13 protein-coding genes are annotated in these 21,376 nt (G+C 72.7%); 7 read left to right on the top strand and 6 right to left on the bottom strand.

Features of this window, described 5'->3' with window-relative positions; translation table 11 throughout:
- Positions 1-283 precede the first annotated feature (283 nt).
- From ACIA6T_RS19010 to ACIA6T_RS19000, 3 genes are read left to right on the top strand one after another with little or no spacing between them, the layout of a single operon-like run.
- The gene (locus ACIA6T_RS19010; RefSeq protein WP_399447628.1) at positions 284-742 is read left to right on the top strand and encodes a hypothetical protein; all 459 of its coding nucleotides are present in this window, start codon (positions 284-286) and stop codon (positions 740-742) included.
- Entirely contained in the window at positions 739-1,734 is a 996-nt protein-coding gene (locus tag ACIA6T_RS19005; RefSeq protein WP_399447627.1) for a hypothetical protein, read from the top strand. Before ACIA6T_RS19010 ends, ACIA6T_RS19005 begins: the two co-directional genes overlap by 4 nt.
- A 5-nt stretch (positions 1,735-1,739) precedes the next feature.
- On the top strand, positions 1,740-5,051 hold the full coding sequence (locus tag ACIA6T_RS19000; RefSeq protein ID WP_399447626.1) for a CHAT domain-containing protein: 3,312 nt from the start codon (positions 1,740-1,742) through the stop codon (positions 5,049-5,051).
- A gap of 158 nt (positions 5,052-5,209) precedes the next feature.
- Here the strand turns inward: ACIA6T_RS19000 and ACIA6T_RS18995 are convergent, their stop codons facing one another.
- From ACIA6T_RS18995 to ACIA6T_RS18985, 3 genes are all read right to left on the bottom strand, one after another.
- On the bottom strand, positions 5,210-5,785 hold the full coding sequence (locus ACIA6T_RS18995; protein WP_399447625.1) for a hypothetical protein: 576 nt from the start codon (positions 5,783-5,785) through the stop codon (positions 5,210-5,212).
- Positions 5,786-5,848: 63 nt separating this feature from the next.
- Positions 5,849-6,181 carry a hypothetical protein gene (locus tag ACIA6T_RS18990; RefSeq protein WP_399447624.1) on the bottom strand — a complete coding sequence of 111 codons (333 nt, stop codon included), beginning with the start codon at positions 6,179-6,181 and terminating at the stop codon, positions 5,849-5,851.
- 55 nt (positions 6,182-6,236) lie between these two features.
- Entirely contained in the window at positions 6,237-9,014 is a 2,778-nt protein-coding gene (locus ACIA6T_RS18985; protein ID WP_399447623.1) for a glycosyl hydrolase, read from the bottom strand.
- Between the two features lie 353 nt (positions 9,015-9,367).
- Here ACIA6T_RS18985 and ACIA6T_RS18980 point away from each other — a divergent pair, with 353 nt between their 5' ends.
- The 4 genes from ACIA6T_RS18980 to ACIA6T_RS18965 all read left to right on the top strand — a co-directional run bounded on the left by ACIA6T_RS18980 (position 9,368) and on the right by ACIA6T_RS18965 (position 15,999).
- A complete protein-coding gene (locus ACIA6T_RS18980; RefSeq protein ID WP_399447622.1) occupies positions 9,368-10,288 on the top strand; it encodes a hypothetical protein in 921 nt (306 codons plus the stop codon).
- A gap of 121 nt (positions 10,289-10,409) precedes the next feature.
- Positions 10,410-10,856 carry a peptidase inhibitor family I36 protein gene (locus tag ACIA6T_RS18975; protein ID WP_399447621.1) on the top strand — a complete coding sequence of 149 codons (447 nt, stop codon included), beginning with the start codon at positions 10,410-10,412 and terminating at the stop codon, positions 10,854-10,856.
- 175 nt (positions 10,857-11,031) lie between these two features.
- On the top strand, positions 11,032-14,955 hold the full coding sequence (locus tag ACIA6T_RS18970) for a helix-turn-helix domain-containing protein (RefSeq protein ID WP_399447620.1): 3,924 nt from the start codon (positions 11,032-11,034) through the stop codon (positions 14,953-14,955).
- Between the two features lie 153 nt (positions 14,956-15,108).
- Positions 15,109-15,999 (top strand): C40 family peptidase, encoded by an 891-nt coding sequence (locus tag ACIA6T_RS18965; protein WP_399447619.1) that lies wholly within the window; start codon positions 15,109-15,111, stop codon positions 15,997-15,999.
- A gap of 105 nt (positions 16,000-16,104) precedes the next feature.
- Here the strand turns inward: ACIA6T_RS18965 and ACIA6T_RS18960 are convergent, their stop codons facing one another.
- From ACIA6T_RS18960 to ACIA6T_RS18950, 3 genes are read right to left on the bottom strand one after another with little or no spacing between them, the layout of a single operon-like run.
- Positions 16,105-18,234, bottom strand: coding sequence for a UvrD-helicase domain-containing protein (locus ACIA6T_RS18960; RefSeq protein WP_399447618.1), 2,130 nt, complete (start codon positions 18,232-18,234; stop codon positions 16,105-16,107).
- A 39-nt stretch (positions 18,235-18,273) separates the two neighbouring features.
- Positions 18,274-19,485, bottom strand: coding sequence for an McrC family protein (locus ACIA6T_RS18955; protein WP_399447617.1), 1,212 nt, complete (start codon positions 19,483-19,485; stop codon positions 18,274-18,276).
- Entirely contained in the window at positions 19,482-21,317 is a 1,836-nt protein-coding gene (locus ACIA6T_RS18950; RefSeq protein WP_399447616.1) for a DUF4357 domain-containing protein, read from the bottom strand. The genes ACIA6T_RS18955 and ACIA6T_RS18950 overlap by 4 nt, the downstream gene beginning before the upstream one ends.
- Between the last annotated feature and the right edge of the window lie 59 nt (positions 21,318-21,376).

Raw genomic sequence — 21,376 nt, 5'->3', positions numbered from 1 at the left:
GGCTCGGCAGAAGCCGGTACACCGCCGGGCTCCTGTCCGGCGTACCGGCCACCATGTCACCGTCCTTGTTCGTCGTCGTGCCGCCTGTCATGCGCTCCCTCATGGTGGCGTCCGTGCCGGGTCCGTGCCCCGGGGACCCTGGCCGCCAGGGCACGGGCCCGAGGAGCGGAGCGAAAGGTACTGTTCCGGCGCGTGCGGTGGCTACACTCGTTGCCCACTCGCACGGCCCGGGAGCCGTAACGGCTTCCGTGTCCGTGTCCGGTGACGGGGGAGGGACCCAGACGTGGAAGCGGGGCCGCAGGCGCTGCGCGGGTACGAGCCGCTGCTGCACGACACGAGAGTTCCGGAAGCGGCAGGTGACGGTGGAACCGGGCAGTGCCGACTGGAGTTCGCCTCGGGCACCCCACTGCCCGAACTGATCGAGGTACTCAGGCATGTGTTCGCCTCCGCGCCCGAGTCGGAGAGCGTCCTCCTCGTCCCGGACGGGCAGCCGGTCGGCAGCACCGCGAGGACCCGGTTCCAGCAACAGGTACTCACACCGGACGCGTGCGACGAGGACTTCTCCGTACGTGCCGGGCTGGGCGCCGGGGACCACGGCACGCTCCCCGGCGCCCCGACGCGGTTCACGGTGTACTGCTACCGGTGCGGCGAGTGCGGACAGGTCTGCTACCGGATCGCCGCCGACGAGGATCCGCCTCTGTGCCCGGTGGCCGGTCACGGCGCGATGCGGATGGACCAGTGAGCCTGACGGCGGTGGGGCGTCCGGCCGGCGAGATGCTGGGCGGCCGGTTCTTCGTCATCGGCTACGTACCGGTGTGCGCCGGCTTCCTGTTCGTGCTGCTGCTGGTGTGGGCGGGAGCGCCCGGTACCACCCTGGAGTGGAGCGAGGCCTGGCGGCGCGTCGGCGCGCTGGGCGCGGGCGAGGCCCTGCTGCTCGTCTTCGGCACGGTCGTGGCGGCACTGGCGCTCCACCCCTTCCAACTGCCCTTCGTCAGGCTGCTGGAAGGGTACTGGCCTTCCTGGTGCGGAGGGCCGGCCCGATGGGGCACAAGCCGTCAGAGGAGCGGCATGGAACGGCTGAAGCAGGCGAGCCGAGATCTGACCGACGGCGACCCCAGCGGTCCGGCAGCCCGCCGGGCAGGGCTGGCCCACGATGCGCTGCGCGTCCGCTTCCCGAAGCAGCCGCACTTGGTGCGCCCCACCCGGCTGGGCAACGTGCTCGCCGCCGCGGAGGACCGGTGCGGCGATCCCTACGGGTGGGACGGGCCGGTCGTGTGGCCCCGCCTGTACACGGTCCTCGGCGGCGTGGCCAAGGCCACCGTGGAGGACCGGCGCAACGCGCTCGACGCCGCCTGCCGCCTGAGCGTCGTCTCGGCCCTGTGCTCCGCCGCCGGCACCGTACTGCTGGCCCGCACCGGTTGGTGGCTGCTGCTCGCGCTTGCGCCGCTGCTGCTGTCGCGGCTGGCGTACCGGGCCGCCGTCCACGCCGCGCTGGCCTACGGGCAGGCCGTGCGCGTCTGCTTCGACGTGCACCGTTTCGATCTCTACCCCGTACTGCACCTGCCTCTGCCCGAAGACCCGGACCAGGAACGCCAGTTCAACGAAACACTGTCGGCGTTCTGGCGGCAGGGCGGACCGATGAGGACACGGTACGAGCATCCGGAGCCCGCGCCGGAGCAGTGCTGCCGCCGTCCGCGCCCGGGGGAGCCGCCGCCCGACGGGGCAGGAGGGTGAGGCACGTGACCGTACTGGACGACCGGATCGACGCGGCTCGGGCCGCCGCGGGACACCCCGGAACCGCCCGGCCGGAACGCGCCGGGGTTCTGGTCACCCTGTGCGCCCTTCTCCTCGAGCGGTACCTGCTCGCCGGAGCGCCGGGCGACCTCGACGAAGCGATCCGAACCGGCCGGAACGCCGTCGGAGCGACAGGACCGGCCCACGGGTCCTACGCGGGTGCCTGCAACAACCTGGCCCTCGGACTGCGCAACCGGTACGAACGTCAGGGGAACCGGGCCGACATCGACGAGGCCGTCACCCATGCGCGGACCGGAGCGGGAGCCGCCGCGGACGGGTTCATGCGCGCCGTCTGCCTGAGCACCCTGGCCGGCGCACTGATCGCACAGTACGACCGCCAGGGCGATCCGCGTATGCTCGACGAATCCATCGAGGCGGGACGGGCGGCCCTCGCCGCAGGCGGCCTGTCCTTACCCCTCGCCGCGGACGAGGACGGCGCCGACGGGCCGGAACCGCCGGTGGGCGGGGCTCCCGCCGCCGTGCCCGTACTGATCAACCTGACCCTGGCACTGCGCCGCCGGTACGAACGCACCGGCGGCGTCCGCGACCTCGACGAGTCCGTCACCGCCGCCCGCTGGGCCCTGCGGGTCTCGCCCCCACGCGACGCGAACCACCAGGGCTGCCTCGATCAGCTCGCCGTCGTGCTGCAGATCCGCTTCCACCTGACAGGCGACGCGGAGGACCTGTACGAGGCCGTCGACGCGGGGCGCAAGGCACTCCGGCGCTGCCCCGTCCGGCACCCTTCGCGCTGGGCGCTGCTCAACAACCACGCCCGGGCCCTGCGCCTGCGATTCGAGTGGGACGGCGACGCCGCGGACCTCGACGAGGCGATCGACACGGTCGAACGAGCCCTGCACGGCATGAGACCCGCAGACGTCGGATACGCACCGTGTCACGCGCAGTTGAGTACCCTGGCGCTGCTGCGCAACCGGATCACCACCGATCCCGCCGACGGCGACACGGCGGTGGGGGCCGCGGAGGAGGCCGTGGCGGCCACCGCACCGGGCGAGCCGTACGAGGGCATGTACCTGAATTCCCTGGGCATCGCCTACCAGGAGCGGTTCACCCAGCGCATGGATCCCGCCGACATCGACGCGGCCGTCCGCGCCGGCCGGCAGGCGGCGGACGCCACCCCACCGGGCCACCCGCTGTACGCGACATGTCTGCAGAACCTGGGCAACACCCTCCTCACCCGCTGGATCTGGCGACTGGAGCACGGCGACGGAAGCGGGCCGGGCCGCGGCGGCGGGGAATCCGCCTCCCACGAGGCCGGGGACCTGACGGACCTGGACGACGCCATCGCGGCCTACCGCGCCGCCCTCGCCGAGGCGGTCGGCCTCGCCGATCGGACGCTGTGCCTGGCCAACCTGGGTACGGCACTGCGCCGGCGCCACCAGCGGACGGGCAGGCGGGGCGACGAGCGGGAAGGAGAAACCCACCTGAGGGAGGCGGTGCGCCTCAGCCCGGACGGCAGCCCCGTGCGCTGCCGCCACCTGTCCGCACTGGCCGAGCTGCTGAACGCACGCCATGAGCGCACCGGCGACCGGGGCGGCGCGACCGAGGCCGTCGCGCTCTGGCGGGAGGCGGCGCTGCTGCCGGGCGCCGCGGCCGCCGACCGGGTCGCGGCGGCCACCTCATGGGGCGGGCTCGCGCTCCGGCTCGGCCAGGACCGGGACCAGGCCGTGGAAGGCATGGCCACGGCCGTCGACCTGCTGCCCCTGCTCGCCTGGCGTGGCCTGCACCGCGCGCAACGCGAACGGCTGCTCGCCGACTGTGCCGGCCTCGCCCAGGACGCCGCCGCTGCCGCACTGGCCGCGGGCCGGCCGGAGGAGGCCGTAGAACTCCTCGAGCGGGGACGGTCCGTACTCTGGTCGCAGTCGCTCGATCAGAACACCGAACTCGACGACCTGCGCGCGGCGGCACCCGCGCTGGCGGCCCGCCTGGACCGGGTCCGCTCCGCGCTGGACGCGTCGGGGGCGACCCAGCCGGCCGACCCGTCACGGTCCGGCTGGCTGGAGCACCACGAAGCCACGGGCCGCCGTATGGCACCGGCCCGCGAGTGGGACGCACTGATCGAAGAAGTACGTGATCTCCCCGGTTTCGGGAACTTCCTGCGCCCGCCGCGTCTGGCCGAACTACGGGCCGGGCTGCCCGGCCCGGTGGTTCTCGTCAACGTCAGCACCGTGCGCTGCGACGCCCTGATCGTGACGGGCGACGCCGTGCGGGTGGTGCCGCTGCCAGGACTGACCGCCCGCGACACGCACACGCGTGTGGTCGGGCTCCTCACCGCCCTCCACGAGGCCGACCGTGCCACAGGCGTCGCCGGTACGGCCGCACGCATGGTCCGTGAGCAGGTGCTCCTGGACGTGCTGGAGTGGTTGTGGGAGGTGGTCGCCTCTCCCGTACTGGAGGCGTTGCGCCTCACCGCCCCCGTACCCTCACACGGCTCCTGGACACGGCTGTGGTGGTGTCCCACGGGTCTGCTGGCCCTGTTGCCCCTCCACGCGGCGGGCCGCCCCGCCGATCCGGGTTCGGACCGGCCCCGTTCCGGCGACAGCGTCCTGGACCGCGTCGTCAGCTCCTACACCCCGACGCTGCGCAGCCTGGTGCGCGAGCCGGCCCGGTCCGGTGTCCGGCACGCGAGCCGTGGCGCGCGTGGAACCGGACTGCTCGCCGTCACCGTCGCCGAAGCGCCCGGCCTGCCCGTCCTGCGCGGTGTGCGCCGTGAGGCCGAAGCCGTGACACGGCTCTTCCCCGGCCGGCTCCACAGACTGCTCGACGGACCGGATGCCACCCGCGACGCCGTCCGCACCGCACTCGCCGGGCACACCTGGGCGCACATCGCCTGCCACGCCGGCCAGGACCTCACCGCTCCGTCCCGCGCCGGACTCCATCTGCACGACGGCCTGCTGACGGTCACCGAACTCGCCACCGTCCACCCCGAAGGGCCGGGAGAGCTCGCCTACCTGTCCGCCTGCGAGACGGCCATGGGAGGAGCCGACACCCCCGACGAGGCGATCACACTCGCCCATGCCCTGCAGTTCACCGGTTACCGGCAGGTGGTCGCCGCTCTGTGGAGCGTCGAGGACACCGTCGCGGTCCGGGCGGCCGAGGACTTCTACACCCGCGTGGCCGGTGCCGCCGGTCCGGACCCGGCGCGGGCCGCGGAGGCCCTCCACCACTCGGTCCGCGCCCTGCGCGCGCGGATGCCCCACGCACCCGGACGGTGGGCCTCGTACGTGCACGTGGGCGCTTGAACGGCGTCACTTCCACACGCCCCGCCCACCGGCAGTGGAGCCACCGGGTCGCCGTACGCCGTCCGGAGAGTCCGCGTACGGGACTCCGAGAACGTCCAGCGCCCGTCCTTCACGGTGGGGCGTGAAGGACGGTCGTGCTCCGCGGAGTTCGGCGCGGCTCAGTTGGCCAGCGCGACGCGCTCGACGTAGGCGACCTTCACGGACGCGATGTCGGACAGCTCGCGCTTGTCCTCGAACTCGCTGTACTCGCTGAACTCACTCTTGTCGGCGTCGGTCTTGCCGGCGGCAAGGTGGGCCGACCCGATGTAGGTCTGGCCGATGAAGTCACCGTCCTCGTCGAAGGCGTTGACGATGACCGAGTAGTTGGCGGGCCCGTCCCCCCTGTTGGTGATCTTGTAGACGAACTCGTAGGTCTCGTCGGTGTCCGAGTCGCAGTCGTTGTAGCTGTACTCGTCGGTGTCGTCGCAGTCTTCGTACGCGTCGCCGTCATCGGTGACGAGCCTGCCGCCCGAGACCTCGACGTGGTCGATGGGGTCCCCCTCGTCGGTCAGCGCCCACCAGGTGACGCCGCCACCGGCGAGGAGCAACGCGACGACGACGGCGACCATCAGGGTGCGCCTGGCCGTACCGCCGCGCCCTGTCGCGGTCGTGGGGAAGGTCTGGGGGACGGCGGGCGGCGCCGCCGGGGGCGGCGGGAGCGTGGTGTCCGGTCTCTCGGGAGTGCTCTCGGTCATGAGACGGCTCCATTTCGGGACGGTGGCCGGAGGCGGTACCGGTGAACGGTCGGCCAGGTGGTTTCAGCGAAGGTTCTCGCCGGTGCGGTCGTCTGCCTCAACAATGCGGCCACCGGTGCCCGCCAGGAAGAGCACTGCGGCAAGGACCGACACGACACAGGCGGCCCCGGACACCACGTACGCCGGTTCCGCACCCTTCCGCCGCGGCCGGTCCCCGGCCCGCCGCGGCAGCGGGTCCGGCATCTTGTAGCCGATGATCAGCACGTCCGGCGGCGCCCGACGCGTCTCCTCACGCCGCGTCACCACCCTCCGCCCACAGGCCAGGAACCCGGTCCACCCCACGCTGCGCACCGGTGTGAGGAGCGCACGGCACGGCGGGACGCGGGTGTCGGCCATGCCGGTGCGGCGGGCACCGGCCGGAGGCCGGTCCCCGCCGCCGGTCCTCGCCGGTTCAGCCGTAGGGGATCACCAGCACGGACCTGTCCGTGCCCGTCCGGAGCTTCGAGGTGCCGTTGCCGATGGCGCTCCACACCTCCAGGCGTACGGTGCCGCCGGCGAGATCGCCCGGTGTGCCCGTGGTCGCCTGGAGACCGCGTGCCTGCGTGTACTCCTCCCATCCGGCGACCGGGTCGGTCGCGAAGTAGTGGTACGTCTCGGTCCGGTCGAAGCTGCCGTCGCCGGTGAGGTCGTAGCTGATCCGGGCCTGCTGACCCAGCCCGACCGCGGTGCCCGCGTCCACCTGGAGCCGGAAGGCGGTCTGTGCGCCCGGGGTGAGCGTGCCGTTGACGCCGCGTACCTCGTAGACGAGGGGCTGGTACGGGGTGCCGTCGTGGTTGGTACCGCCGGCGGAGGCGATGGTGTCGCTGCCCTCCGTGCCGTCGGTCGCCGTGGTCAGGGCGCCATCACTGCGCAGCCGGAAGGTGTTGCCGGTCGGCGGTTCCGGGTCGGGGTCGGGTTCTCCCGAGCCGGTTCCGGTGCCGGTCGCGGTGGAACGGGCCGGTACGGAGAGGGTCTTGCCGTCCGAGAAGGTGACGGTGCGGGCCGACGCCCCGTGGTTGTGGGCCGCGTAGGTCCGGGTCGTTCCCTTGGTGAAGACGGCGGAGGTGGGGATGTCACCGGTCACGGTGGCGTCCGGGGCGCCGAGGGTGTCGAGGGTGTTGATCCAGTGGTAGGTGTGCGCCTTCGACTCCCCCTGCTCCGGGGTGTAGCCGGAGTGGCCCGCGTCCCACTTCGCCTTGGCCGTGCCCGGGTCGGCGAAGGACTGGAACTCCCACAGGATGTCGCGCCATTCGACGGCCGGGCCGCCGTTCTCCCGTTCCATCTCGGCGATGTTGCGCCGGATCGCGGCCTTCTCGCCGCCGAGGTGGAGCGAACCGCCGGTCACGGGCAGGACGTTGATGCCGTGGATCTCCTCGGGGTTGGCGGTCCACCAGGTGGCGTAGGCGGCGCCGCTGCCCCACACCATGCCGGCCGTGTCGTGACCGAAGGAGGACGGGAAGACCTGCTCGTCGGCGTCGAACCAGTACTGGGCGATCGACTCCGACTCGGTGGTCAGCAGGAAGGTGCCGAGGTCACGCAGCGAGGTGTCGCCGGTGGCGGAGCCCCACAGGACGAGGGCCGCGCTGAGGTTGGTGGACTCGGAGGAGGACTCCTGGTTGTTGCCGGCCGCGAAACCCTGGTGCCCGGAGGCCCAGCTGTGGCCCGCGTAGACGTCGAAGCCGCGCAGGAAGGGGAAGGCGGTGTCGGTGCGGCTGGGGTTGGCGGTGTCCCGTACGAGGGTCTCGACCATGCCGCCCCAGGCGGAGTCGGCGGCCCATGCCTGGTCGTACTGGGCGACGATCGCCGCCGCGTAGACGTAGTAACCGTAGTGGAAGTGGTGGTCGTTGAGTTCGGTGTCGCTGCCGTAGGAGGCGGGGTAGCCGGTGAGCGTCCTCCAGTCCTTGTCGTAGCTGAACTCGTTCGCGCCTCCCGCCGTGAACCAGTCCTGGAGCCTGCCCTTCATCAGGCCGAGCATCCGGTCACGGATGCCGGTCTCACCGATCTGGTCGGCCACCGGGACGAGTTGGGCGAGACGGCCGAGGGCCTTGCCGGTCCAGTAGGTGTCGGAGGCTCCGGAGAAGGGGTCGGCGGCGTTCACGACCTCGTTCAGGTAACCGCGGAGTCGGGCGGCGTCCACACCGCTCGACTCCGGCAGCGCGGGCAGCACCGCCGACGCCTTCTGGCTCGTGGTGAAGGAGGCCGACTCGCGGACCTTCATGGTGCCGCGCGGCGAGACGTAGGTGTAGGAGGTGAGGGGGTCCGTGGTGTGCAGCCACTGGTGGCGGTAGAGGGCCTGGAGCGTGCCGCGCTCGGTGCCTTCCTTCGCTTCGGTGGTGAGCGTGTAGGTGGCGCCGACGGTGCCCCCGGTGTAGTTCCAGGTGACCTTGGAACCGGTGACGAAGCTGTAGGCGTACTTCTTGAACGTCGCCAGCGCTCCGGTGGACGGCAGTACGGCGACGGAGAAGTAGTCCTTGGAACCGAGGCCCGCGGTGACGGTGGAGCCGGCGACGTTCCAGTCGCTGCCGGTCGGCGCGAAGAGGGCGTAGTGGTGCCCGGCGACGGTGATGCCGAGGACGTTGCCCTGGTCGGCGAAGACGGCGGGCGTACCGGCGGTGGTGATCTGGGCGTTGCCGCCGGAGCCCTTGGCGTACACGAACGGGGAGCCGTGGCCGATGGTGGTGCGCAGGGTGCGGGCGCCGTCGGACCAGTAGGGGGTGACCGTCCAGTCGGACCAGTCGTCGGCTCTGGTGTCGGGGGAGTTGAGGCCGGTCAGTCCGATGGTGAGGTCGCGCTTGTGGGCGTACTCGTACTGGCGGCCGTCACCGACGATCGCGGGGGTCGTCGGGTAGCCGACGTCGAGCCCGCCCGCCGTGGCCTGGTAGGTGAGGGGGTGCCCGTACATGGGGGTCGAGTACGGGTTGTCGCCGTAGCGCTGGAAGGCGAGGGAGGACCACCAGTCGTTGGTGGGCACGGGCCGGTCCTTGGCGGCGGCGGTCACCTTGGGAGTGACCGGCGTTCCCGTGTTGGTGGTGGGGCCCGACGTACCGGAGGGCCGGGTGTCGGAGTAACTGCCGGAGCCTACGGGAACGGTGGCGGCGGCCGCCGGTGCGGCGGCCGGGCCCAGGCCGACGACGGCGAGGGCTGAGGCCAGCAGCAGAACAGTCGCGGGTCTGGTGCGTGGGGATGGCATGCGTCACCTCAAGTCGTGACAGGAAGAGGTCCTGAGAGCGCTCTCAGATGGCCGGAACGTAAAGCCCATGTAATGCACGTGTCAATGCATTGAACGCAACGGATGGCCGGCGGGCCCGTAATCCGTCATGTCTTCGCGTCTTGACGGTGTGAGCGTCCTGCGACCGGCTCCGATGGCGGGGGCGCATGGACGGGGACTCTCCCCACCGCGTTGCCTCCCTCCCCGTGTTCCCCCTGCTCACGCCTTGTTTCCCGGCCGGCCGTCCCGGCGGGCAACAGGAAACCCGTCGACCGCTGCCGGCAGCGGGGCGACTCTGGGTCCGTCGGCAGGCGGCAGCGAAGGAGGCGGAGTTCATGAGACGGGTACTCGTGTCCTTGTGCGCGGTCGTGGCGGTTGTCACGACCGGGTGCGCCGACAGCGGCGACGGCGGCGGCGGCCGGGCACCACAGGATCCGCGTCCGCGTCCCCAGGCGCTGACCTGGCAGCAGGAACTGCGCGTCGCCGACGCGCAACAACGCCTGATCAAGCGGTGCATGAACCGCCAGGGCTTCACCTACCGGGAGGACCGTGGCCTGACGCTCCAGGAGAGCCGCCCGGTGCGCTTCGTACAGGACGACGTGGCCTGGGCCCGCACGCACGGTTACGGGGGACGTATCGAGGCGAAGAGCCTGCGGGTCCACGAGCGCAACCCCAACGGCACCTACCGGCAGAGCCTTTCCGCCACCCGGCGCGCCGCCTTCGACACCGCGCTGGACGGCGGCGACGACGCGAAGACGCTCCGGGCGCCGCTGCCCGTCGGCGGAGAGATCCGCAAACGCCTCGGCGGCTGCACGGAGGAGGCCGAGCGCACGCTCTACGGCGACCCGGCCGTCTGGTTCCGCACGAGCAAGACCGTCTCGGGACTCAACGCCCTGTACGGCGAGGAACTCATGGAGGACCGCCGGCTGACCTCCGCGATCAAGGCGTGGGCGCGGTGCATGAAGCAGGCGGGACAGCCCTACGAGGACCCCGGGGCGGCCCGCGAAGCCGTCCGCGTCCGCACCAGCCGGCTGGGCGCGGCACGCACGGACGAGGCGTTCGCCGCCGAGCGGAAGACCGCCGTGGCGGACGCGACCTGCGCCGGCGAGACCTCCCTGCGTGCCGTGGCCACGGCACGGGAGACGTACTACCAGGACCGCCTGCGCGACCGGTTCGGCAAGGACATCGACACCTACCGGCACCTCGGCCGGCAGGCCTACGACCGGGCGGTGCGCGTCGTCCCGGAGCGCGACTGACCACGTCGCGCCCGGGCGGACACCGCCCCACGGCGCCGGTGCGCGCCGGGCAACCGGCCCGGCACACCGGCTCCGACGCACCACCGACGCACCACCAGTGAAACCAACGAGGGGAAACAGCATGCGCAAGTTCATCGTCACCGCAGCGGTCCTCGGGCTCGCCGCCCTGGGTCTCGCCGCACCCGCCACCGCCGCGCAGGCGTCCGAGAACGCCGTCGCCGGCCCCGGCTGCGACAGCAAGTGGGGGCCGCGCAACGGCAACGTGTACGCCTGGGACGGCTTCGACTGCCAGGGCACCCAGCTGGTGGCCACGCCGGGCAACAGCAGCAACTGGGGCTCCGCCAACGACAGGGCCTCGTCGGTCATGAACCGCGGATTCACCGGCAGCCTGTCGATCGTCGCGTTCTACTTCCTGGAGAACTACGAGGGAGGCCACGCCTGCCTCCAGCCGGGCGAGCTGTACGCCGACAACCTCTCCGACAACTTCTTCAACACCGGTCCGACGGTGAACGACAACATCAGGTCGCACCGGTGGGTGAACGGCGGCTGCGCGGTCAACCTGACCTGACCCGCCCGGCAGTCCGTCCGCCCGCCCGCCCGCCCGGCAACGAACGCCCGGAACCGCCCCACGGTTCCGGGCGTTCGTGTTTTCGCCACATCGGGTGAAAGGTTTGGCTGCCCTTACCACCCCGGCAGTAACCTGGGTGTCCACCGTCTCACGGCCGCACCGCATGGGGGACTCCGTGGGAGATCCGCAGCACGCGCATGAAGCAGACCACGGGAACGGGCGGGACCGGAACGCGCTGACCACGCACTCCTTCCCCGCGCAACTGAGGCGACTCAGACAGGCGCGCGGCCTGTCGCTGACCGACCTGGCACGGCAGACGCATTACAGCAAGGGCTACCTCAGCAAGATCGAGACCGGCACGAAACGGGCGACCGCCGACATCGCCCGTATCTGTGACCGAGTACTGGGCGCCGAGGGGGAGTTGCTCAGGCTCGTACAGGAGGGACCGCCCGCCGACAGGGGAAGCGGCACCGAGGCCGCCGCTTCCGAGCGGCAGTCCGACGGGGCGTGTCCGTACCGCGGCCTGTCGGCGTTCACCCCGCAGGACGCGGACTGGTTCTTCGGCCGGGAGCGCGCGACGGCCGCACTCGTGGAACGGGCCTTCGAACGGGTGGGAAGCGGCCCGCTGATGCTCGTCGCCCCCTCGGGGGCGGGCAAGTCGTCCCTGCTCAACGCCGGACTGGTGCCCGCCCTGCGGCGCGGCGACTTCCCCATGCCGGGCGCCGACCGGTGGCCGGTGGTGACGTTCACCCCCACCTCACGGCCCCTGGACGAACTCCTGGAGCGCACCGCGAAAGCGGTGGGCGGGGACCTCACGGTCACCGTCGAGGAGGCGCGCGGGAATCCCGGCGCGGTGCCGGACGCCGTACGCGCGATGGTGGACGACCCACCGGCGCCGCCCGGGGAACGCCGGCCCCCGCCCTGCCGGCCGGTGCTGATCGTCGACCAGTTCGAGGAGCTCTTCACCCTCTGCGCGGACCAGGACGAGCGGCGCTCCTTCGTCCGGGTGCTCTGCGCCCTGGCGGCCCCCCGGCCGGAGGGGAGCGGACACGGCCCCGCCGTCGTGGTGCTCGGCGTCCGGGCCGACTTCACCGGTGACTGTCTGGACCTTCCCGAACTGGCCCCGGTCCTCACCGACGGGCTGTTCGTGCTGCCGCCCATGTCCGTGGTGGAGCTGCGGGAATCCATCACCCGCCCGGCGGAACTCGCCGGACTGACCCTCCAACCGGGCCTGGTGCCCCTGCTCCTGCGCGACGCGGGGCTGCGCGACGAGCAGGGCGGCACGCAGCCGGGAGACACGCGGCGGGGCAGCGGGACGGACGCCGGTCCCGGAGCCGACGTGACACCCTCCGGCGTGCTCCCCCTCGTCTCCCACGCCCTGCTGGCCACCTGGCAGCGGCGCGAGGGGTCCGTGCTGACCGTCGCCGGGTACGAGCGGGCCGGCGGGATCCGGGGTGCGATCGCGCGGACCGCCGAGAGCGTCTTCGCCCGGCTGTACCCGGCCGAGCAGAGGACGATCCGCCGCGTCCTGTCCCGTCTGGTGTACGTGGCGGACGGCGGCGGGGCGACCCGCCGCCGGATGAGCGGGGCCGCCCTGATGGAGCAGTTCACCGACGCGGACGGCGCGGCCGCCGCGCTCGACGCCTTCGTACGGGCCCGGCTCGTCACCATGGACAGCGACACGGTCGAGATCACCCATGAGGCCCTGCTGCACGCCTGGCCACGGCTGCGGGACTGGATCCACGCCGACCGCGCCGGGCTGCTCCTCCACCAGCAACTCGCGCACGCCGCCGCCGAATGGGAGCGCGAAGGCCGTGACCCGTCCGCGCTGTACCGCGGCACCCGGCTGAGCACCGTGCGCTCCTGGGCCGACGAACTGGACGGCCGGCGCCGGCTCGGCCCCGGCGAGGAGGCGTTCCTCCGGGCGAGCCTGGCCGAGCAGGAGGGGCATGAGAGGCAGGCCAGACGCCAGGTCCGGCTCCGGCAGTCGATGCTCGCCACGCTCGTCGTCCTGCTGGGACTCGCCCTGACCGCCGGAGGCCTCGCCTACCAGCAGCGTGAGAGCGCCCTCGACCAGGAACGCGTCGCGCGTTCCCAGGCACTCGCCGTGCGGTCCGCGTCGCTCGCCGGAGGCCGGCCGGAGGCGTCGATGCTGCTGGCCGGGGAGGCCTACCGGGCCCACACCACCGCCGAGGCGCGCGGCGCGCTGCTGAGCACCCAGTCCCAGCCCTTCTCGGGCCGGTTGGGCGGTCACCGGGGGCCGGTCAACGCGGTGGTCTTCGCACCGGACGACCGGTCCCTGGCGACGGCCAGTTCCGACGGGACGGTGACCCTGCGACAGGTGTCGGACCGCCGCACGACCGCCACGTTCGCCGTGTCCGGGCCCGTCCGCTCGATCGCCTTCAGCCCCGACGGCCGTACCCTCGCGGCGACGTCGGCGCGCGGGCCCGTGAGCCTCTGGGACATCGCCGGGCGCCGCAGGAAGGCCGTGCTCGCCGACAGCACGAAGGGCGCCCGGGCACTGTCCTTCGACCCCCGCGGGCACCGGCTCGCCGTCGCGACCGCGCGGGGGCCGATCCAGCTGTGGGACACCGCGCGCACCCCCCGCCTCACCGCCTCCCTCCGCGGGCACGAGGGAGCGGTCAACGCCCTCGCCCACGCCCGCGACGGCCGGACCCTGGTCTCCGCCGGAGCCGATCGGCTCGTGCGGCTGTGGGACACCGACCGGGCCCGGCCCCTCGCCGTGCTCAAGGGGCACGCCGACGAAGTGCTGGGCGTGGCGTTCTCCCCGGACGGCCGGGAGGTGGCCTCCGGAGGCGTCGACCGGACCGTACGGCTGTGGGACGTGCGCGGCGGCCGGCTCGACGCGACGCTGTCCGGGAACAACGACGACATCAACGCCGTCGCGTACACGCACGACGGCGCCACGGTCGTCGGCGCGGTCGGCGACGGGACGACCAGGCTGTGGGACGCCCGCGGCGGCCGGCAGACCGCCGTGCTCGCCGGCCACACCGACTACGTGATGGGGGCGGCCGTGACCTCCGACGGCACCCTGCTCGCCACGGCCGGTTTCGACCGGTCCGTGGTCCTGTGGAACCTCGACGGCCCGGTGCTGACGGCCCGTCCGTTCACACAGGTCTGGCAGGCCCGGTACAGCCCCGACGGGCGGCTGCTGGCCACCGCCGACGCCGACCGCACGGTACGCCTGTGGGAGGTGGGCCGGCGCCGGCTCCTGGCGACGCTCCGGGGACACACCGAGGCCGTCCTCTCGGTGTCCTTCGCGCCCGACGGGCGGACCCTGGCGTCGGCGGGCTCCGACGGCACGATCCGGCTGTGGGACGCGGCCGCACGGGAACCGCTGGCGACCCTGACCGGCCACACCGGGCAGGTCTTCTCCCTCGCCTTCGCCCCCGACGGCCGGAGTCTCGCCTCGGCCGGCGCCGACCGTACGGTGCGCCTGTGGGACGTGACGGAGCGCGCGCCGCTGGCGACGCTGACCGGCCACCGGGACTTCGTCAACGGCGTCGCCTTCGGCCCCGACGGCCGGGTCCTGGCCAGCGCCGCCGACGACCTGACCGTACGGCTCTGGGACGTCTCCTCGCACCGCCCGCTCGGCACGCTGGAGGGCCACACCGGCGCGGTGCGCAGCGTGACCTTCACCCCTGACGGGCGGTCGCTGGCCAGCAGCGGCAACGACGGCACCGTACGGCTGTGGAACGTCCGCGAACGCCGCTCGGAGGCCGTCCTGACCGGCCACATCGGCTCCACCCGGGGCATCGCTTTCGCACCCGACGGCCGCACGCTCGCCAGCAGCGGCAACGACCGTACGGTGCGCCTGTGGGACGTCCCCGGACGGCGCCCGTGGGCGACGCTGACGGGCCACACCGACGCGGTGTGGAGCGTGACCTTCGCCCCCGACGGGGGCACGGTGGCCAGCGCCGGCACGGACGGCACCGTACGGCTGTGGGACCTCGATCCCGGAGCCCGGCTGGCGCGGATCTGCCGGCTGGGCGCGAGCATCGACGCGGACGCGCGCGCGAAGCTCCTGCCCGATGTCCGCCTCACCGACGACAAGGCGGCCTGCGCCGGGCGGGGGTGACGGCGACTCACCTGCTCGAAGGGGGTTTCCCGGGTGTTTCCCGTTGCCCGTCGAAGGGAGGCGACACCCGGTTCCTCGACAAGCGCGAGGCACGGCCAGCAAGCTCCTGAGCGACCACTTCTCTCGACGACCACGGGAAACGGGGGTCCTGGCATGCTCCGCCGGACCGGTCTCATCCGCACACTGATCGCATTACTCGCCTTCCTCCTCTGGGCGCCGGTGACCGCCGCCGCCGCGCACACCCAGGCACCCGCGCAGCGCACGGCCGCCGACGAGTGCGGCGCCCTCGCCCCCGGAGCCTCCGCGGCGGCCGAACGCGCGATCGCCGCCGCCTGCGCCGAGGTCGCGGCCGGCACCTGGTACACGTGGGGCGGCGGGCACGGCGACCGGCCGGGCCCCACGTACGGCCAGGTCGACCCGACCGACCCGGACAGCGAACACGACCCCGAACGGCTCGGCTTCGACTGCTCGGGCCTGGTCCGCCACGCGTACGCCGAGGCGGCGGGCTCCGACATCCTCGACGGCGTCGCCAGCCAGCAGTACTACACGCACCGCGCCGCCGCCCGCTTCACCGCAGCCCAGGGCCTGGCCCCGCTGCTCCCGGGCGACCTGCTCGCCTGGGGCACCTCGCGGGACCTGCACCACATCGCCATCTACCTGGGCGCGGGCAGGATGGTCGAGGCCAAGGAGTCCGGCACCAGGCTCATGGTCAGCGACGTCCGCCCGGGCGGCGACTACTTCGGCGCCGTCCGCGTCGGCACCGGGCCGGTCACCGGTCACATCCACCAGACGTGGGGCACCGGCGTGTGGACCAAGGCGGAGCCCTCCCTCGGCGCCGCCCGCGTCTACGCCTTCCCCTACTCCACCACCATCCGCGTCCAGTGCCAGAAGCACGCCGAAGAGGTCACCTCCGACGGCTACACCAACGACGTGTGGTCGTACCTGCCGGACTACAGGGCGTGGATGACCAACATCTACATCAGGGGGGCGGCCTGGCTCGACGGGGTGCCCGAGTGCGGGACGACGGTGCCGGCGACGTCGTGACGGGCCGGCGCCCGGGGCCGTTCCGAAGCGGACGGTGCCCGGGGCGCGGACGACACGAGTACGACCGCCGCCTCGCGGGAGGCGGCGGTCTTCTCGTCCCGGGCCTCAGCGGAGCAGGAACGGGCTCGCGGTCCCGCTCCACGACACCGCGAGCGCCTCCCTCGCCCTCGTGCACGCCACGAACAGCAGGCACCGCTCCCGCAGCAGATCCGACTCGTGCTGCAGGGCGTCCACGGAGGCCGGCGTCACCTCCCGGCCGAACGGCAGCGCACCGGCGGTCACGCCGAGCACCGCGACGCACCGGAACTCCAGCCCCTTCATGGCGTGCATGGTGGCGAGCCGCACCCCGTCCACATCGGCGCCCGGGCTGTCCCTGACCCGGACCACCGGCACCCCGGCCGCGACGAGCTTGTCGTACGCCTTGTCGAGCAGGACGTTGAACCGGGCGCACACGCCGATCTCCGCGGGCCGGATGCCCTGCGCGACCCACTCCTTGACACGCGCGACGAGTGCCGTGACCTCCTCCTGCTCCGACCCGTGCCCCGCCGTGTGCGGTCTGCGTCCGTGCAGCAGCGAGCGGTAGCCGGCCAGCGTGTCGTGGCCGTCGCCGCCCAGGTCCTCCACCGTCACCGGGCTCAGCAGGCCGGTGGACCAGGTCAGGATCTCCTCCGTGCTGCGGTAGTTGAGCCGCAGCCGGTGGGTGCGCCCGGTCACCGCGATGCCCAGGGAACCGAGGGAGACCTTCGAGTCGTAGATGCGCTGGTGCGGATCGCCCGTGAGGAACAGGTCGTCGCTGCCGGGAGCCACCGCGCCCCGCAGCACCCGCCACTGAGCGGGATGCAGATCCTGCGCCTCGTCCACCACCACATGGTCGTGCGTGGGCGACGACGCCGCCAGCAACTCGGCCGCCCGCGCGCACACCTTCAGATACGTCGTCCCCTTCCGCTCACGCAGCATCGTCTCGAACAGCTCCACCGCGGGCCACAGTTGCTCCCGCCTGCTCGGGGACAGCGCGCTGCCCCGACCGCGCCGCGAAGCCGCGAGGTAGTCGTCCACCGTGCGCAGATCCTGCGCGAGGACGACGTGCCGGTACTCCTGGGCGAGGAACTGCTCGGTCCACGGCAGCCCGAGCTTCCTGACCACCCGCTGCCACACCTGCCGCTCCTCGCGGTCGCCGACGGGCGCGGGGGCCCTGCCGTCGAGACGGGCCACGACGCCGTGCGCGTAGGCGTTGACCGTGGTCACGTCCACCCGCCCCAGCAGCCCCTCGTCGCCGTCCAGGAGCAGCGACAGATTCTCGCGCAGCGCCGCCGCCAGGGCGTTGGTGTACGTCGTGAGCAGGACCCGGGTGTCCGTGGAGCGGCCGAGCAGATGCTTGACGCGGTGCAGGGCGGCGACCGTCTTCCCGGTCCCGGGGCCTCCGGTGACCTGCACCGGGCCGCCGTAGGACACCCGGTAGGCGACCCGCCGTTGCGAAGGGTGCAGGAAGACCCGCCAGGCCGCGAAGGGCTTCTCCAGGATGTCGGCCAGTTCCTCCGGGCCGGTGATCAGCGTGATCCGGCTGGCGGTGTTGGCGATCGCGGCCGCGAGGCTCTCGTCCGGATCGGGACCGGCGGCCACCGGCCGGCGTACGGCGACGACGTCCCGGTAGACCTCCTCGGGACCGAACCCCTCCGCGAGGTACTGCAGCACCTCGAACTGGTCCTCCGGCAGCAGGGTGCCGAACGCCTCCAGCTGGGGCTTGTCGATGACGGTCCGCACCGCGCGGAGCACCTGGTCGTCGAGGCCCAGCTCACGCAGCACGGTGTCCGAGTACCGCGCGAACAGCAACGAGGGCGCGGCGGCGGCGGCCTTCTCCAGCTGCGGCGTCAGCTGCTCGATGGCCACCACGTTGCGGACCTCGAGCGCCCGCGTCGCCGAGTTCGTGGTGTAGAGCCGTTTGGCGGCCCAGGTGTAGGCGTCGTCGTGCGGTACGACGTTGACGAGCAGGAACACGTCGCTGCCGTCGTCGGGAGCGAGTACGACACCGCGCCAGAAGCCGTTGATCCGGATGGTCCGCATCCGCGGATCACGGGCCTTCTCGACGGACTCCAGGTGCAGCCCCTTGTCCGCCTGCAGTTCGGGAACGGTGAGCTGCTGGAACTTCTGCATCGCCTTGCGCACACCGGCCCGCACGGGTTTCTCCAGGAGGTCGTAGCTCTCCCAGAAACTGTTGGCGAACGCCAGCTGCGGCACGACGTGCTCTCCCCACCCCGGACGGTCACTGCGGGCTGATCATACGCGCGGCGTGTCCACCAGCCGGGCGGCCACCTCCGCGACGTCCGTGAGCAGCCCCACCGGGTCCTGGTCGAGGTCCAGGGCGTGCTGGTGGAGGACGGTGCCCGCGTGCCGCACCCGGTGGGCGGCATGGCCGGCGTCGCCCTTCGCGTACACCAGGTGCCCCTCGCCCAGCCCGAGGGCGGTGCAGTAGGCGAGCATCTGGTACAGGTCGGCGTCCGGGTAGCCGCCCGGTCTCTCCACCTTGTACTTGGCGTCGGCCACCGCACACGGCGCGCGGCCGGACCCGTAGAGGACGAGGTCCGGCCTCATCCGGACCGTCCGCGCCTCGTCCAGGTGGAGCGGGTCCTGGAACCGCGCGACGTACCCGGAACCGCGCAGCGCCTCCCGCAGGGCGACGGTCACGAAGTCCTCGAAGAGCTTGTTCATGTCGAACAGGAACCCCTCGACGCGCAGCCCGCCGGGCCCGTGCTCCGGGGAGGCGTCCTCCAGCACGGCCCGCGCCAGGCGCAGGGCGTGGTGGTACCGGGCGTTGAGCCGGCTCGGCCGCCACTCGGGCAGGGGCCGGCCGCGCACGGGCACCGTGACGTCCGCCAGCCGCGCCCGCTGGTGCAGCAGCCTCCGGCGAACCTCGCGCGGCACGCCGGGCAGCCGCAGCAGCCGCTCGACGGCCGCCCGCAGGATCCGGTTCTCCGCGATGTCCGTCGTGAAGTCGTCGTGCACCACCTCCACCGGCAGCGTCGCCCCGAACCGGCGCCGTATCTGCTCGGCCTCCCGGATCCGCCCCCGCACGACCGGCGAGGTCTCCTCCGTCACCCGGTAGCCCTGCAACAGCCCCTGCCGCAGGGCCCGGTCCACCTGCCGCTCCACGGCGTGGGCGAGCGCCGGCAGCACCTCCCGGTGCTCGGCCACGTCGACCTCACCGCCCCGCCAGGCGCCGGCGGGATCGAGGCTGTAGCCGAGCAGGAAGAAGAGACGGACGATCGGTACCTTGGGGGTGATACGGACCGTGAGCGGGTCGCCGTGCCCCGGCACGGCGACCGTGACGGCCCCGACCTTGCTGCCGGCCCGTAGCGACCAGCGTCCGGGGGAGTACGGGTCCGGCGCGGCGTCCACGATCCGCAGGGCCGCGAGCGCCCGCCCCATCTCGTCGGGCAGTGGGACGCTCACCGCCGGCGCGTGCTCGACGAGCTCGACGACTCGCGTCACCCCAGCGACTCCCGCAGAGCCGCCGGCCCGTACCGCTTCTCGACGTCCACGCCCTCGCCGTAGTGGTGCTCCTCCAGCAGCGGCAGGATCTTCGTCCGCCAGGTCCGCTCCAGACCGCCCTCCCGGTACACGCCCTTCTTCATCAGGTACGAGGGCCCGATGCGGAAGTCGGGGTCGTCGATCCGCGCGTTGAGGGCGTCGAGCAGGTCCGCGGGCTCGGTGTCCCTGCCCTCCCGCTCCAGCCACCGGCGCAGCAGGCCGCTCGTCGGCTCGGTCCGCGGGGACAGCTCGACGAACGCGAAGCGCCGGCGCATCGCCGCGTCGACGAGGGCGATGGACCGGTCGGCGGTGTTCATCGTCCCGATCACGAACAGGTTCGGCGGCAGCGCGAAGTCGTCACCGGAGTACGTCAGCCGCACCGACCTGTTGCGGTACTCCAGCAGGAAGTACAGCTCGCCGAAGACCTTCGCGAGGTTGGCCCGGTTGATCTCGTCGACGATCAGGAAGTGCGGGATGTGCCGGTTGCCCTCGCGGGACGCCAGATCGGCGAGCTCGCGCAGCGGCCCGGCGGTGAGCCGGAACGCCACCTCGCGGGTCTCCGGGTCCTCCTGCGGCCGGAACCCCTCGAAGAAGTCCTCGTAGGAGTAGGAGGGGTGGAACTGCACGAGCTTGACCTGCTCCGGGCCGCCGCCCAGGAACTCGGCGAGCTTGAGGGCGAGGTAGGTCTTGCCGGTGCCGGGCGGACCGTAGAACACGAGCTGCCGCTCGTCCCAGAGCAGGTCGCGCACTTCTTCCAGCCACGCCGCGTCGTGCACGAGCAGGTCGGCGGCCAGCTCCTTTGTCGGCCGGGGCAGTTCCAGCTCGCGACGGGCCGTGAGGGCGGGGATCTCCACACTGGGGTCGCGGTCGGTGGCCTCGGCCTCGTCGATCAGGTCCTGGTCGCTCAGACCGAGGCCGTCGATGAGGTCCTTGGCCACGGTGAGGTCGACCACGTCGTGCTGGGCGGAGAGACGCTGCTGCAGCTCCTCCGGCAACTCGTCATAGGGATGCCCCTGGTCCGCCCAGTCCACGGGGCGGCGCAGGTTGGACCGGCCGTCCTCGGAGTCGACCTGCTCGGCGGGGCCCGAGACCTCACCGACGTACAGCCGCCCGCCGGAGATCGTGCACATCGTGTCGCCGGGCCGCATCCGGGAGAGGAACGCGTGCGTGTCCTCGACGAGCTGCATCTTCTGGTTGTACGTGGCGGTGGAGGCGTAGTCCTCGTCGACGGCCGTGCGCAGCCGGTCCTTGCTGACGCCCTGCTCGACGCCCTTGCGCAGGTGGCGGGCCGAGAGGGAGACCAGTCCTTCGGACCGCCACAGCCGCTGCACGAGGTCGAGACCGGAGACGTTCGACCCCCGCACCAGCCAGGCCCGGTTGCGCCCCCACCAGACCTGGTCGAGGTAGTCGGCGAGCGGATGTCCGTCGGCCGACTTCCACTCCGCCCACCCGTTGGCGCTGCGCCCGACCAGGATCTCGGCGGCGGCCGACGGCGAGTTGCACTCGACGTCCCGCGTCGTCTCCAGCCAGCCGGGCCAGTCGGCGGACTCGACCAGTACGCCCTCGTCGATCAGGCGTCGCCGCAACCGGTACGACGACGGCATGCGGTGCGGGAACGAGGGCACGACCTCCGCACGGCCGGGTGACCCGGCCAGGACGACGAACTTCTGACTGCCGTTGGTGCCCTTGTCCGCGAGCAGCCGCCCCCGGGCCTCGGGCCCGTCACCGGGCAGTCGCAGCCGGAACTCCGGATACCGCGTCGCGCCGGCGGGGACCTCGTACTCCTCGCTCACACCTGCTCCTCGTCCGTAGGACCCTGGACCGTCTCCAAGACCCTATGCGCCGGTCGGAC

This window comes from Streptomyces sp. NPDC051740, assembly GCF_044453165.1.
Taxonomy (GTDB): Bacteria; Actinomycetota; Actinomycetes; order Streptomycetales; family Streptomycetaceae; genus Streptomyces; species Streptomyces atrovirens.
Note: the sequence above shows the minus strand (reverse complement) of the source record. Positions and strands in the feature narration are given on the sequence as shown.

Bases quoted from the DNA above. Each gene is read 5' to 3' on its own strand.
- ACIA6T_RS18975 (WP_399447621.1), top strand. From the start codon at position 10,410: ATGCGCAAGTTCATCGTCACCGCAGCGGTCCTCGGGCTCGCCGCCCTG.
- ACIA6T_RS18980 (WP_399447622.1), top strand. From the start codon at position 9,368: ATGAGACGGGTACTCGTGTCCTTGTGCGCGGTCGTGGCGGTTGTCACG.
- ACIA6T_RS18985 (WP_399447623.1), bottom strand. From the start codon at position 9,014: ATGCCATCCCCACGCACCAGACCCGCGACTGTTCTGCTGCTGGCCTCA.
- ACIA6T_RS18990 (WP_399447624.1), bottom strand. From the start codon at position 6,181: ATGGCCGACACCCGCGTCCCGCCGTGCCGTGCGCTCCTCACACCGGTG.
- ACIA6T_RS18995 (WP_399447625.1), bottom strand. From the start codon at position 5,785: ATGACCGAGAGCACTCCCGAGAGACCGGACACCACGCTCCCGCCGCCC.
- ACIA6T_RS18965 (WP_399447619.1), top strand. From the start codon at position 15,109: ATGCTCCGCCGGACCGGTCTCATCCGCACACTGATCGCATTACTCGCC.